Here is a 13,413-nt window from a genome sequence, read left to right on the forward strand (position 1 = left end):
TCGGAGGCCTGCATGCAGAGCCTGAGAACCGGATATCTGACCGGCGCGGCCCTCGGCGTGCTCTGGTCCTTCACCATGGCGGTGACCGTCGCCGTCGCGATGAGCTTTGCCACCGGCGACGGGTTTCGCCCCGGGATCATCGGGTTCATCCTGGCCGGGCTGATCTGCGGTGCGGGGTCCGTGCTGGTGGGCCGCTGGGGCGCAGTGGCGCTTGGCGTCGCGCTCTACGCCCTGCTGACCTTCGTCGGCCTGCCGCCGGTTCGGGCCGAGGCTGAGCTGTTACATGTTGTTCTGACGGCCCTTTTCGGCGGGGCCGCACTCGGCCTCGGCATGGCAGCGATCACCGGAGGCCTGCCGAGCAGTGCTCTGACCCGGCATGAATTCGAGGCCGCCGTGATCCGTTTCCTGACCGGGTTCGGCTATGTGTTCTTTACTGCCATCGTGGTGATCCCCTTCTACGTCATGGTGATGACCAGCCTGAAAAGCCAGCAGGCGCTGCTGCAGAACCCGCTGGATTTCAGCCTGGACCTGTCGCGCGGCTGGGGTCTGTTCGACAGCTACAGAGAGCTGCTAACCAAGTACAACTTTGGCCGCTACCTGATGACCAGCTTCTTCATCTCGGTGCTTACCGTCTTGATCACGCTAGCCTTTTCGATCCCGGGCGCCTACGCCGTGGCACGGTTGCGGTTTCGCGGACGCACGATGATGTCGCGCTCGGTGCTGCTGATCTACATGGTGCCGATGATCGTGCTGGCGCTGCCGATCTATATCGGTTTCTCGATGGCGGGCCTGCGCAACACGCTGTTTGGCATCGTGATGATCTACCCCGTCACCACCATCCCCGTCGCGCTCTACATGCTGCAGGGGTACTTTCGTGGCCTGCCAGCGGAGGTCGAGGAAGCCGGTCTGATGGACGGGCTGAGCCGCCTTGCGGTGATCTGGAAGATCACCTTGCCGCTGTCCCTGCCCGCTCTGGCGTCGGTGTCGCTGTATGTCTTCATGATCGCCTGGAACGAATTCCTGTTGGCTTTTATGCTGCTGGATGACCCGTCGAAGTTCACTCTGACCCGGGGGATCGCCAGCCTGAACTCCTCGGAAATTCCGCGTCAGCACCTGATGGCCGGGGCCGTGATCGCGACAGTTCCGATCATGGCGCTGTTCCTCGGGTTGGAGCGGTTCATGACACGCGGGCTAACCGCGGGATCTGTGAAAGGATAAGCCGATGAGTGCTATCACATTGAAAGCAGTCGAAAAATGGTACGGCCCGGTGCAGGTCATCAAGGGCATCGACCTTGAGGTCCACGCTGGCGAGTTCGTGGTTTTCGTCGGCCCTTCGGGGTGTGGCAAGTCCACTCTGCTGCGCATGATCGGTGGGCTGGAAGAGATCAGCCGGGGTCAGCTGATGATTGCAGGGCGCGACGCCACCAGCGAAGCGCCGAGCCAGCGTGGCTTGTCGATGGTGTTCCAGAGTTACGCGCTTTACCCGCATATGTCGGTGGCCGAGAACATGGGCTTCAGCCTGAAAACTGCCGGGGCTCCGAAGGCCGAGATCGACGCCAAGGTCGGGGCGGCTGCCGAGGTGCTGAAGCTGGAAGAAATGCTGGAACGCCGCCCCAAGGACCTGTCCGGCGGGCAACGTCAAAGGGTGGCGATCGGCCGTTCGATCGTGCGGGACCCGACGGCATTTTTGTTCGACGAACCGCTGTCCAACCTTGATGCGGCGCTGCGGGTCGAGATGCGCTACGAGATTGCCAAGCTGCACCAACGCCTTGAAAAAGCGATGATTTACGTCACCCACGATCAGGTTGAGGCGATGACTCTGGCGGACCGGATCGTCGTTCTGGACGCCGGGCGGATCGCGCAGGTCGGCACGCCGAGGGAGCTGTACGAGAGGCCTGCGAACCTGTTCGTGGCGCAGTTCATCGGCTCGCCCAAGATGAACGTCATGCCCTGCACGACGACGGGCGGGCGTTGGAGCATCGAGGGCGGACGTGGCGATGAAAACGCGCCCGAAGGCGCTGTCCACCTTGGCATCCGGCCGGAGCATATTGAGGTTTTGCCAGCCGGTCAGGGCGACTGCGATGTGCGTCTGGATGTGGTGGAATACCTTGGCGCAGATACATTTCTTGTCTGTGACGGGGGGCCTCTGGGCCGTCTGACGGTGCGGGTGATCGGCAATACGGTGCTGCGCCCCGGCGCCGTTTGCGGCCTGCGGTTTGAGCGCACCATGATGAGCTTTTTTGACGCCAACGGGCAAACCCTGCGCTAGGCTGAGCGCGGTCCGGAGGGGGCCGCCAGATCACTGAAAACGGCCAGATCGGGGTGTCGGTATCTGGTCGGTATTGCGTCGGTAAATGAACGGTGCGATTTTGAAAGGGAGAAGGCATGGCCGATTTCACTTTGTACTACTGGCCGATCCCGTTTCGCGGCCAGTTCGTGCGCGCCACTCTCGCCCATGTCGGGGCCAGCTGGGACGAGGCCGGGTTCGACGAGACCTTCGCGCAGCGTGCCTCGGATCCTGCCGCGCAAAAGCTGCCGCATATGGGGCCGCCGGTGCTGGTGGATCATCAGCGCGATTGCACCCTGTCGCAGATGCCCGCGATCCTGAGCTATCTGGGCGAGGTCTATCGGCTGACGGGCTGCTGTCCGGACACGCATGCGATCTGCCTGAAGGTGATCTGCGACGCCAATGACGTGCTCTATGAAATGACGCGCTACAACGGTGCGCAGTTCTGGAGCGATGAGGCCTGGGCGGAGTTTTTGCCGCGTCTGGCGCGCTGGATGGGGATCTTTGAAGAGGTCGGCGCGCGGCACGGGCTGAGTGCCGGCGAGGGCTATGTTCTGGGAACCGACGCGCCGGGTCTGGCGGATCTGGTCGTCGCGACGCTCTGGGGCACCATGACGGCGCGGTTCGCGCCGCTGCGCGGGATGCTTGACGCGGAGGCCCCCGGCATCGCGGGCCTGACGGACCGCATCAGGGCGCTGCCGGAACAGGCCGCGCTGATCCGCCAGAGCGATGCCGCCTATGGCGAGGTCTGGTGCGGTGGCCAGATCGAGGAGTCCCTGCGCCGGGTTCTGCGGAGCTGAGACGCTGGACCTGAATCTGCGGCGCTGCGCTTGTGGGTGCCGGACCCTGCCCCTATCGTCGCGAAAACGCACCTGATTGAGGCTGAGATGACCCGCACCCCCGACACGAAACGCCTGCGGATCCTGATCCTGTTCGGCGGCCGCTCTGACGAGCATGAGGTTTCCATTCTATCCGCGACCAACGTGATGGCCGCGATTGATCGCGCGGCATTTGATCCGGTGCCGGTCTATGTCGCGCGCGACGGCGTCTGGCGGCTGAGCGATTTTGTCGACGGCGCGCTGAGCCTGCCGGTGGCGGGCGCGGCGATCTGTCCGGTGCCGGGTGGACGCGGGCAGGTGGTCTGCCTTGATGGGTCGGCGCTGGCGCCGGTCGATGCGATCTTTCCGGTGCTGCATGGCCAGTGGGGCGAGGATGGCGCGGTGCCGGGCGTGGCGGCGGTGGCGCAGATCCCGCTGGTCGGCTGCGGCATCCTCGGCTCGGCCAATGCGCTGGACAAGGAAATGGCCAAGCGGCTGTTGGCCGGGGCGGGCCTGCCGGTGGCGCGCGCGGTGACGCTGCGGGCGGACGCGCCGGTGGCGTTCGAGGTGCTGGCGCAGGAGCTGGGGTTGCCGTTCTTCCTCAAGCCCGCGACCCAAGGGTCGTCGGTCGGGGTCGGCAAGGTCAGCAACGCAGTGGAGTACCACGAGGTATTGGAGCGCGGCTTTGCGCTGGATCGCAAGATGCTGGCCGAGGCTTTCGTGGCCGGACGCGAGGTGGAATGCGCGGTGCTGGAGGAGGCGGACGGCACCCTGATCGTGTCGCGCCCCGGAGAGATCGTGCCGGGGGCGGGCCATGCCTTTTATACCTATGACGCCAAGTATATCGACGCCGATGGCGCGGATCTGCGGGTGCCTGCGGATCTGCCCGAAGCGCAGGAGGCGCATATCCGCGCCAGAGCGGCCGAGGCGTTTCGCGCGGTCGGTTGCGATGGCATGGCGCGGGTCGATTTCTTTTTGCTGCCGGATGGGGCGCTGATCGTGAACGAGCTGAACACCATCCCCGGTTTCACCGATGTCAGCATGTACGCCAAGGTCATGGCGGTCAGCGGCGTCCCTTATGGCGAGGTGATCAGCCGCCTGATCGCACATGGCATTGCGCGGTTTCAGGCGGGGGGCTGAGCGCCCCTGTCAGATCGCGTCGACGGCCATTTGCATCAGGTCGCGCACTTGGCGCGCGACAGTTTTCAGCGGGTCGTTGTCGATGGCCGACATCGAGGCGACGGGGTCGATCGCGCTGACCTCGACGCCGGTGTCGGTCTGGCGCAGGATCACGTTGCAGGGCAGCATGGCGCCGACGCGCGGCTCCATCCCGATCGCCTCAAGCGCCATGCCGGGGTTGCAGGCCCCGAGGATGACATAGGGGGCGAGGTCGGCGTTGAGCTTTTTCTTCATCGTCGCAGCGACGTCGATTTCGGTCAGCACGCCAAAGCCCATGCTGGCGAGGGCGGCGCGGGTGCGGGTTTCAATGTCTTTGAAATCAGCGCCGGTGAACTGACGATCGAGGGTATAGCTCATGTTCCGTGTGTCCTTGAGAGGTACGAGGGGCAGGGGCGTCCTGCAGCGGAGACAGAGGTATTCCATTTCGGGAATGTGACAAGGTCCGTCCTGTCTGCCACCGGTGTAACGGCAGCAGAGCAGGCGGACCTTGCTTTGGATCAGTGCCAAGCTCAGGCGGGGTTGGAGGCGCTCCAGTCCGCGTACCAGGTCTTGAACAGGCGGTACTGGCTTTCGACGTAGTTGCGCTGCGCAGCCGAGAGGGCGTCGTCTTCGTTGAAGTGCAGCGTGTAGGCGGCGTCGCCCTCCAGCACCATCAGGTGTTTGTAGTAGAGCACGAGGTCCGCGCCCTCATCGAAGGACGACAGCACACCGAGGGCGGCGTCAAGCTCCAGCGCCTGAGCGCGGGCTTTCGCGTCGCCGGTCGCGGCTTTCTTGCAGAGCGAGACGAGGTGCAGGACTTCGCGGGGCAGGGCGTTGCCGATGCCGGTGATGGCGCCGGTGGCACCACAGTTGACGAAGCCATGAAAGACGTTGGTGTCGACGCCGACCATCAGGGTGACGTCATCGCTCTCGGACGTGATGTTTTCAGCCGCATAGCGCAGGTCCGCCGCGCCGCCGAATTCCTTGAAGCCGATCAGGTTGGGGTGTTCGGCGCGCAGGGCAAAGAACAGGTCGGCGCGGGTGGCAAAGCCGTAGTAGGGGCTGTTGTAGATCACCGCAGGCAGGTCGGGCGCGGCAGAGAGTACGGCCTTGAAGTGCGCCTTTTGCGCCGACACAGAGGTGCCGCGCGACAGCACGCGGGGGATGACCATCAGGCCCTTGGCACCGGCTTCGGCGGCGTGGGCGGCGTGGGCGACGGCCTCTTTCGTGTTCACGGCGCCGGTGCCGACGACAACGGGGATACCGGCGGCGGCAAGGCGGGCGACGCCTTCGCGGCGCTGGTCATCGGTCAGCAGCGGCCAATCACCCATGGAGCCGCAATAGACCACAGCGGACATGCCCGCCGCGATCAGCGATTTGCCGGTGACGACGAGGGCGTCGTAGTCGGGCTGGCGATCGGGGGTGCAGGGCGTCATCAGGGCGGGGATCGAGCCGGTGAAGATGTTGTCGGTCATGGTGCTTGGTCCTTAGGTTAGGGCAGGGCGCAGGGGGCCTTCGGGCAGTGCAATGCTGCCCGCTGGTCTGGCCGTCAGGTGAGCAGCGCGATCTGCGCCACAGGTTCGGAAAGGCAGGCTGGGGCTAGAAGCCCACGATCTGGGACGGCAACCATGTGGCCAGCGCCGGAAACAGCGCCACAATGGCCAGGGTTGCCAGTTGCAACAGGATGAAGGGAACGACGCCCCGGCACATCTGGCCATAGGTCATGTCGGGCGGGGCAATGGATTTGAGGTAGAAGATCGAGGAGGCCATCGGCGGCGTCAGATAGCTGGTCTGGATGACGATGATCGCCATTGTGCCGAACCAGATCGGGTCGATCCCGGCCTGACGGATGAAGGGCGCGAACAGCGGCACGCAGATCAGTACATTCGCCGTCCAGTCCAGCACGAAGCCCAGCAGCAGCACGATCAGCAGGAAAAAGACGATCATGCCAGCGTTGCCAAAGCCAGCCGCCTCAACCGCGTCACGGATCAGGCGGGAGCCGCCGTTGGCCGCGAAAGTGCCCATGAACATCGTCCCTGCCGCCACGATCAGCAGGATCATGGCTGAGATGCGGACGGTGATCTTGAGGGACTCGCGCAGCATCGTCAGGCTGAAACGTCCGTAGAGAATGCAGAGCAGCAGGGCCCCGACAGCGCCGACCGCCGCCGCCTCGGTCGGAGAGGCGATCCCGGCGAGGAGCGAGCCGAGCACGGCAAAGATCAGCGCGCAGATCGGCAGCATCGAGGTCAGCGTCACCCAGAGCTTTTCACGCAGCGACATGGTGGCGATGTCATCGACGAAATCGACAGGCTCGGGCGGGTCGATCATGCCTTGGATGATCAGGTAGGCGATGAACAGCACGATCATCAGCAGACCGGGCAGCATCATGCCGGCCAGCAGCTCGCCCACGGAAATCTGGGCGAGGGCGGCGTACATCACGGCGATGACCGAGGGCGGGATCATCGTACCGAGCGAGCCACCGGCGCAGATGGTGCCCGCGATCAGGCTGTTCTTGTAGCGATAACGCTGCATGGCGGGGATTGCCATCATGCCGATCATCACCTCGACCGCGCCGACAACCCCGGCGGCGGCGGCAAAGACCGCACCCATGGCGATGGTGGCGACGGCCAGACCACCGGGCAGGCGGCCCAGCCAGATCTGCATGACGCGGAACAGCCGCTCGGCAATGCCGGAGCGTTCCAGGATCGCGCCCATCAGCACGAACATCGGGATCGCGGAGAGAATGAAGTTGGTCGCGGCGGAATAGAACGAGCCATAGAGCTGGCCAAAGACATGCGGCCCGAAGGCCAGCAGACCGGCCCCGGCAGAGACCACGATCAGCGAAAAGGCGATCGGGATGCCGGTCAGCACCAGAACGAACAGCAGCGGAAACATGAAGGCGGCGACGGACATCGGGCTCAGACCTCAAGATCGAAGGAAGAGTGGGTGTGGCCCAGAAAGGCACGCAGGCCCTGAACCGCGACTTGCAGCGTCAGAGCCACGAGGCCAAGCGCCAGCAGCCCGTAGAAGGGCCACATCACCGGCGCCCAGGGGCTGACCATCTCGACCTCGTTCGACGTCCAGGCGCGCAGGGTGCGCTGCAGGGCGAACCACGACAGCCCGGCAAAGATCGGCGTCAGAAGCAGGAAGAAGACCACGCCTTCGATTGTGCGGCGCAGGCGGGGGGGCAGTTTTTCAGCGAGAAAGTCGATGCGCACATGGGCATCTTCGCGCAGGGCATAAGCCGCGCCGAGGATGAACAGCGTGCCGGTGCACATGTAGGAAATGTCGAAAGCCCAGATCGTCGGCGCGCTGAAGAGATAGCGCGCCGCGACCTCGAAGATCATCGCGGTGACCAACACGATCGCGACGCCATCCGCGATGCGCGAGAGCACCAGCGAAAATCCGTCAACGATTGAGAAGAGTCTGGTCATGTTGGTCACCCTGTTGTCACGTCCCATTCGGGATCGGTGGTTTCATCGCCCTTGCGGGATCAGTCCTGATTGCGGATCAGGTACTTGCTTTCGGCGGACCAGGTGGCCTCGAAGGCTTTGTACTTGGTCAGCAGATCGTCCATCGCGGGCTTGCCGGCGTCTTTTTCGGCGGCGGCCTTCTTGGTGATCCAGTCGACACCGGCTTCGGAGAGTTCGGTGACGAAGGTGGGATCGAGGGTGATGATCTCGTTCTTGCCGCTGCGATAGGTTTCCATCGCTTTGACGTCGGCGCTGTAGAAGTGGATCAGGCCTTCCATCGTGGTCATCTCGGCGGCTTTTTCGATCAGCGGCTTGAGATCGTCGTCAACCGCATCCCAGGTTTCCTGCTTCAGAACGACTTCCCAGAGGAAGGTCGGCTGGTGGACGCCGGGAACGATGATGTACTTGGCGGCTTCATGGAAACCCTCGGGCAGGTTGGCAGAGGGGGGGCCCCATTCGATCAGGTCGACGCCCTTGCGTTGCAGCAGGGTATAGATCTCCCCCGGTGGCACGACGGTCGGGACGGCGCCGAAGTATTCGCGCATCACTTCGGCCCAGGGACCGGAGGTGCGGTATTTCAGACCCTTGAGGTCAGCGGCGGTTTTGATCGGCACATTGGAGTGGGCCATGATCTCGGACGAACCGATGCCGACGATGAGGCTCTTGAAGCCTTCGCTGGCGCGCAGGTCGTAGAGGGCTTCCTTGCCGCCGTCCTCGTAGATCCAGGTGATATAGGCTTCCGGGCCCATGCCACCGGGGAAACCGGCGAAGATCGCGTTGATCGGGTCCTGATTGACCAGATAGCTGGGGGTCGAGTGGCCGGCCTTGATGATGCCGTCGCGCACGCCGTCATAGACCTGCAGGGCAGGGACGAGGACACCGGCGCCGAAGGGCTCGATCTCGACCCGGCCGCTGGTCAGCAGATCGACGTTGTCGGCAAAGCGTTCCAGGAAGTTGACATAGAAGGGCGAGCCTTCGGGCACCGAGGTCGGCACCTGCCAGGTGATATCTGCCGCCGACGCGGGGATCGCGGCGACCAGCAGGGGGGCAACCAGTGCCCAGCGTTTGAGAGTCTTGAACATGGTTAGATCGTGGCTCCTGTTGTGCACGGGGGAAAATCGACGCCCCAGTGTCATTGTTGGTCAGTCGCGGGCCGGGGCCCATGCGACCGGAACACCCCGTCGAAGGGAGACTGTGGCAACCATACATATTTGTATTTTTCGTGTCGACATGAAAAATATTGTAAAAATATTTTGGCTAAGCGGTTCTGGAGACACGGAAAAGCGCACACCTTGAGGGCTGCCCCAGCCCCATTCGGGGCGCAGGACAGGTCAGGTCGGGTTCAACAGGGGGTGATTCGACAGGCCGTGGGGCGGGATGCGCCTAGAGCGTCATGTCGCCGTTTTCGCGCCGATCCGAGGTGATATAGGCCTGTATCTGGCGCACGATCTGGTCGGCGTGCTGCTTGGCGATGCGGTCCGAGGCGGCGACGTCACGGGCTTCGATCGCGCGGACCATCTCTTCGTGTTCATCCAGAAACAGCGCCGGCAGGTCGTCGTTGAACGAGGAATAGTAGAAGCGCAGCAGGCGGCGGCCTTCGTCCAGCAGGCGGTCGAACATGTCGCAATAATAGTGATTGCGACCCGCAGCGGCGATGGCCGAATGGAAATCGCGGTTCACCTCGATCATGTCGGAAATATCGCGGGCGGCGACGGCCTCGGCATAACCCTGTTGCAGCTCGCGGATGGTCAACAGGTCTTCGGCGGTGTGGTTGGCGGCGGCCAGACGGGTGGTGACGCGGTACATCAGGGTCAGGGCGTCGAAGAACTGCGGCAGGTCCAGCAGGTCGATCGGGGCCACGATGGTCGAGCGGTTGGGCAGCGCCAGCACCAGCCCTTCGCCCGCCAGCTTGATCAGCGCCTCGCGGATCGGCGTGCGGGACATGCCGAAGCGCTCGGTCAGGTTGGTTTCGTCAATCGGGCTGCCGGGGCGCAGGCGCAGCTCAAGGATCTCGCGCTTGAGGGTGTCATAGACCGTCGCCACACCCGAGCCGCGCCGGCGTTTGGTCTGTTCCAGCGAAGGGATCATCGGTTTTTCCATCGGCACACCCCGGCTGAAAGACACATCATCAAGACACTGCGTCTCAGTAGTCAAAAATATACATGATGTCGACAATCTCTCGGCCTCGGGCTGTAGCGGACGCCAGGGGCGACATTCTTATTTGTGTAACAAATCTTTCTGGACTTCACGCCTCGGCCACCCGAACATGGAGAGGAGCATCCGTACGACACCGGACAGCAGGGATTCTGGTCATGCGACCACATCCCGTCCTGAACGGGGGAGGATTTCGATGGTACGCCGAATGAGTGGTGCCTTGCGCCCTTCGCTGGCGGCGCGTCCCGGATCATCCCGGCGCCGCGAGACACCTGCCGCCGGGGCCACCCGCGGGCAGAGGGCGACAGCATGAACTACAGCCGGCTGCAGACAGACCTGAAATCGCTGTCCGTGCGCCCGCGCAAAGAGGATCTGGAGCATCTGATCCGCTACACGCCCATCAGCTGCGTGTTGTCGATCGTCGTGACGGTGATCGTGATGATCGCGACCTGGTCGCTGGTGGGGGGCACGGTGCTGTGCATCTGGGCGGCCTATACTCTGGCCATCAACGGCTGGGTCCTGATGCGGGCACGGCTGGGCAGTGGCCGGGTGCGCCGGGTGACCGCCAAGGCGCTGATCAAGGTGCGCGTCTTCGCCATCCTGATGGCGCTGCCCTGGGCGACACTGACGCTGCTGGCCTTCAGCCTGTGGGACGAACAGCAGCTGGTGCGCGTGATGTCGTCGTTTGCGGCGGTCGGGATGGCGGCGGGCGGGGCCTTCATGCTCTACCGGGTCATCTGGTCGGCCTTGCTGTTTCTGGTGACCATCCTCGGCGCGGTGATCATCGCGGTGCTGTTCTCGGACGTGCCGGGGGGCTGGTCGATCGCTGCCTTCGCCGCAGTCTACTGCGTTTTCCTGTCCCATTTCGCGATCAACTTTGCCCGGCTGGACTGGAGCCGCAACGAAGCCGTAGATGCCCTGACCTCCACCGTCGGAGAGCTGGAACGCGCCAATGACCGGATATCGGAGCTGGCGTATACCGATATTCTGACCGGGCTGTGCAACCGCGCCGCGTTTCAAATCGCGCTGAACAAGGCGCTGGAGGGCGCGGCGGGCACGCAGGGATTTGCGCTGCTGTTGATGGATCTGGACCGGTTCAAGAACGTCAACGATACGCTGGGGCATCTGACCGGCGATGATCTGCTGGCCGCCGTCGGGCAGCGTCTGGTGGCGATCTGCGCTGAGCCGGATGTCGTCGCGCGCCTGAGCGGCGACGAATTCGCCATCCTGTGCCATACGCCGCGCGCCGAGGCGGGCGCGCTGATGCAACGCATCGTCGCCACAATGGCAGAACCGTTTCAGATCAACGGCATCACCATCCATTCCGCGATCTCGGTCGGGGCGGCGTTTTGCCCGACGGATGCGACCAATTCGGAACGCCTGATGGGGCTGGCCGATCTGGCCCTGCGCGAGGCCAAGACCGAAGGTCAGGCGCAGCTCTGCCTCTACAGTCCCGCTCTGGGGGAGGCCTTCGAGGAGGCGAACCACCTGGCGGAAGAGGTGCGCAGCGCGCTGCGGACCGGGGCGCTGGCGGTGCATTATCAGCCCAAGTTCCGCCTGAGCGACGGCAAGATGTTCGGGGCCGAGGCGCTGGTGCGCTGGAGCCATCCGCAGATGGGCTATGTCTCGCCCGACCGGTTTCTGCCGATTGCGGCTGAGCGCGGACTGATCCCCGAGGTGACGACGGCGATTTTCGATATCGTGCTGCAGGACATGGTGGACTGGCGCGAGGCTGGGATCTGCGTCGGTCCGGTGGCGATCAACCTGCACGCCAACGACCTGAAATCGCCGGATGTTCTGCTGGGACATCTGGAGCGGGCGCTGGCCAGGGGCTTTGGCCCCGAGCATCTGATCCTCGAAATCACCGAGGGTTGCTTTAACGAACGCAACCCCGAGGCCGCGATTGCCCTGCTGAAACAGATCTCGGCCATGGGGTTCGAACTGTCGCTGGACGATTTCGGCACCGGATATGCGGCGCTGTCGCATCTGCGCACCCTGCCGGTGTCGGAGATCAAGATCGACCGGTCCTTCGTGGCCGAGATCAACCACTCCGACCGCGATCACACCATTGTCGCGGCGACGCTGGCCATCGCCCGCAGTGCCAGTCTGCGCACCGTGGTCGAAGGCGTCGAAACGCTGGAGCAGCTGCGCACGCTGCAGGCGCTCGGCGCGGATTTCGGGCAGGGGTATTACTGGACGCGCGCCCTGCCAGCCGCCGAGCTGCTGCGCCGGGTGCAAGGCATGACGCCCGCGCCCGACGAGACGAAAGAGACGCTTTTCTAGGGCGCCGAACATCGGTTTTCCTCAGGAAAATGCGCGTTGGACCCGTCGTGCCCCCCTGAACGGGGGAGAGACTCCGCATGGGCCTGTCCGGTATAGAATCACGGGTATTGCGGAGGAGGACAAGCTCGTGAAAAACCGATTCATTTTTTATTACGTAGTGCCTTTGACCGCGCTGGCGGGCCTGCCGGGATGCGGCGGCATGGCCGGGGCAGCCGGGCAGGCGCTGGCCGGGTCTGCCGCAACAGGAATGGTCACCAGCGGATCGAACAAGGCGCGGTTTTCGCGTCTCAACTGTGAGCAGCTGGCAGCCGAGGTCGCGGGGGCGAAACGCGGCTTGATCAATCCGCTGACGATCCCCTCGACCCAGGCCTATATCAAGGATGCCCAATCCGTCGCCGCCAGCAAAGGCTGCGCCCCCGCAGCCTGACCTGATGTGACCTGACCTGACGTGATCTGACCCGGAGACGACTTTACCCCGAAGAGTGCGGCCCCAAGCGCAGTCTTCCTGCTGCCTATCCCCAGTGCAGCGACCCTCAGGCACCGGCGCAAGCCCTGCCTGAGGGCTTTTTTTGGGCCGCAGGCGGGGTCAGTCGGGCTTGCGCGGTTCGGTTTCCGACAGGCCCATGCTGGCGGCGTGCCAGGCGGCTTCGGCCCGCGATGAGATCCCGAGCTTGCGATAGATCGTCTTGATGTAGCCCGCGACGGTGGTCACGGCGAGGTTCAGCTCGGCCGCGACCTCGGTGTTGCGCATGCCGCGCGCGATCAGTGCCAGCACCTCGAGTTCGCGGCGGGTCAGGCTGGTGTGTTCGTCCATGACGGGGCCGGTGCGGCGGAAATGCTCCATGATGCGGCGGGCGATGGCGGGGGACAGCGGCGGGATGCCTTCGCTGATGCGCGCCAGCTGACCAGCCAGCACGGCGCGGGGGCTTTCCTTCAGCAGATAGCCATCCGCCCCGGCCGAGAGCGCCGCCACAACGGTCGCATCGTCGCCCATCACGGTGGTCACCACGCAGAGCGTTTCGGAGCCGGACTCGCGGATGGCGCGCAGCACGTCGAGGCCAGACCCATCCGGCAACCCGAGGTCGATCAGCGCCAGATCGGGCATCCACCTCAGCGCCCGGCGCGCCTCGCGGACGGTCGCGACGGCGGTGATCTCGGCCCCGGTGAAGGCGTCTTTGGCGAGGTCGATCAGCCAGTTGCGGGTCTCGAAGACATCCTCGACGATCAGGATCCGCTGCAT

General features: G+C 64.2%; 13 protein-coding genes. 6 read left to right on the plus strand and 7 right to left on the minus strand.

The window, feature by feature from the left end; genetic code table 11:
- The first annotated feature begins 12 nt into the window (after nucleotides 1-12).
- From F3W81_RS14760 to F3W81_RS14775, 4 genes are all read left to right on the plus strand, one after another.
- Nucleotides 13-1,218, plus strand: coding sequence for a carbohydrate ABC transporter permease (locus F3W81_RS14760; RefSeq protein ID WP_193079886.1), 1,206 nt, complete (start codon nucleotides 13-15; stop codon nucleotides 1,216-1,218).
- A 4-nt stretch (nucleotides 1,219-1,222) separates the two neighbouring features.
- Complete coding sequence (locus F3W81_RS14765) at nucleotides 1,223-2,269, plus strand: ABC transporter ATP-binding protein (RefSeq protein ID WP_193079887.1); 1,047 nt, start codon at nucleotides 1,223-1,225, stop codon at nucleotides 2,267-2,269.
- Between the two features lie 116 nt (nucleotides 2,270-2,385).
- A complete protein-coding gene (locus F3W81_RS14770; protein WP_193079888.1) occupies nucleotides 2,386-3,087 on the plus strand; it encodes a glutathione S-transferase in 702 nt (233 codons plus the stop codon).
- Between the two features lie 87 nt (nucleotides 3,088-3,174).
- Entirely contained in the window at nucleotides 3,175-4,245 is a 1,071-nt protein-coding gene (locus F3W81_RS14775) for a D-alanine--D-alanine ligase family protein (protein ID WP_193079889.1), read from the plus strand.
- Nucleotides 4,246-4,254: 9 nt separating this feature from the next.
- Here the strand turns inward: F3W81_RS14775 and F3W81_RS14780 are convergent, their stop codons facing one another.
- From F3W81_RS14780 to F3W81_RS14805, 6 genes are all read right to left on the minus strand, one after another.
- Nucleotides 4,255-4,641 (minus strand): DUF302 domain-containing protein, encoded by a 387-nt coding sequence (locus tag F3W81_RS14780; RefSeq protein WP_193079890.1) that lies wholly within the window; start codon nucleotides 4,639-4,641, stop codon nucleotides 4,255-4,257.
- 152 nt (nucleotides 4,642-4,793) lie between these two features.
- On the minus strand, nucleotides 4,794-5,738 hold the full coding sequence (locus F3W81_RS14785; RefSeq protein WP_193079891.1) for a dihydrodipicolinate synthase family protein: 945 nt from the start codon (nucleotides 5,736-5,738) through the stop codon (nucleotides 4,794-4,796).
- A 124-nt stretch (nucleotides 5,739-5,862) separates the two neighbouring features.
- Nucleotides 5,863-7,176 carry a TRAP transporter large permease gene (locus tag F3W81_RS14790; protein ID WP_193079892.1) on the minus strand — a complete coding sequence of 438 codons (1,314 nt, stop codon included), beginning with the start codon at nucleotides 7,174-7,176 and terminating at the stop codon, nucleotides 5,863-5,865.
- Between the two features lie 5 nt (nucleotides 7,177-7,181).
- Nucleotides 7,182-7,697 carry a TRAP transporter small permease subunit gene (locus F3W81_RS14795; RefSeq protein ID WP_193079893.1) on the minus strand — a complete coding sequence of 172 codons (516 nt, stop codon included), beginning with the start codon at nucleotides 7,695-7,697 and terminating at the stop codon, nucleotides 7,182-7,184.
- Nucleotides 7,698-7,756: 59 nt separating this feature from the next.
- A complete protein-coding gene (dctP, locus tag F3W81_RS14800; RefSeq protein ID WP_193079894.1) occupies nucleotides 7,757-8,818 on the minus strand; it encodes a TRAP transporter substrate-binding protein DctP in 1,062 nt (353 codons plus the stop codon).
- A 301-nt stretch (nucleotides 8,819-9,119) separates the two neighbouring features.
- Nucleotides 9,120-9,836, minus strand: a complete 717-nt coding sequence (locus tag F3W81_RS14805) for a GntR family transcriptional regulator (protein ID WP_226941697.1) — start codon at nucleotides 9,834-9,836, stop codon at nucleotides 9,120-9,122.
- 363 nt (nucleotides 9,837-10,199) lie between these two features.
- Here F3W81_RS14805 and F3W81_RS14810 point away from each other — a divergent pair, with 363 nt between their 5' ends.
- Nucleotides 10,200-12,173 carry a putative bifunctional diguanylate cyclase/phosphodiesterase gene (locus tag F3W81_RS14810; RefSeq protein ID WP_193079895.1) on the plus strand — a complete coding sequence of 658 codons (1,974 nt, stop codon included), beginning with the start codon at nucleotides 10,200-10,202 and terminating at the stop codon, nucleotides 12,171-12,173.
- A gap of 127 nt (nucleotides 12,174-12,300) precedes the next feature.
- Nucleotides 12,301-12,600, plus strand: coding sequence for a hypothetical protein (locus F3W81_RS14815; RefSeq protein ID WP_193079896.1), 300 nt, complete (start codon nucleotides 12,301-12,303; stop codon nucleotides 12,598-12,600).
- 159 nt (nucleotides 12,601-12,759) lie between these two features.
- On the opposite strand, the gene F3W81_RS14820 is transcribed toward F3W81_RS14815, so the two are convergent.
- Complete coding sequence (locus F3W81_RS14820) at nucleotides 12,760-13,413, minus strand: LuxR C-terminal-related transcriptional regulator (protein WP_193079897.1); 654 nt, start codon at nucleotides 13,411-13,413, stop codon at nucleotides 12,760-12,762.

Origin of the sequence: Pseudooceanicola spongiae (assembly GCF_014899185.1) — a bacterium.
In the GTDB taxonomy this organism is placed as follows: Bacteria; Pseudomonadota; Alphaproteobacteria; order Rhodobacterales; family Rhodobacteraceae; genus Pseudooceanicola; species Pseudooceanicola spongiae.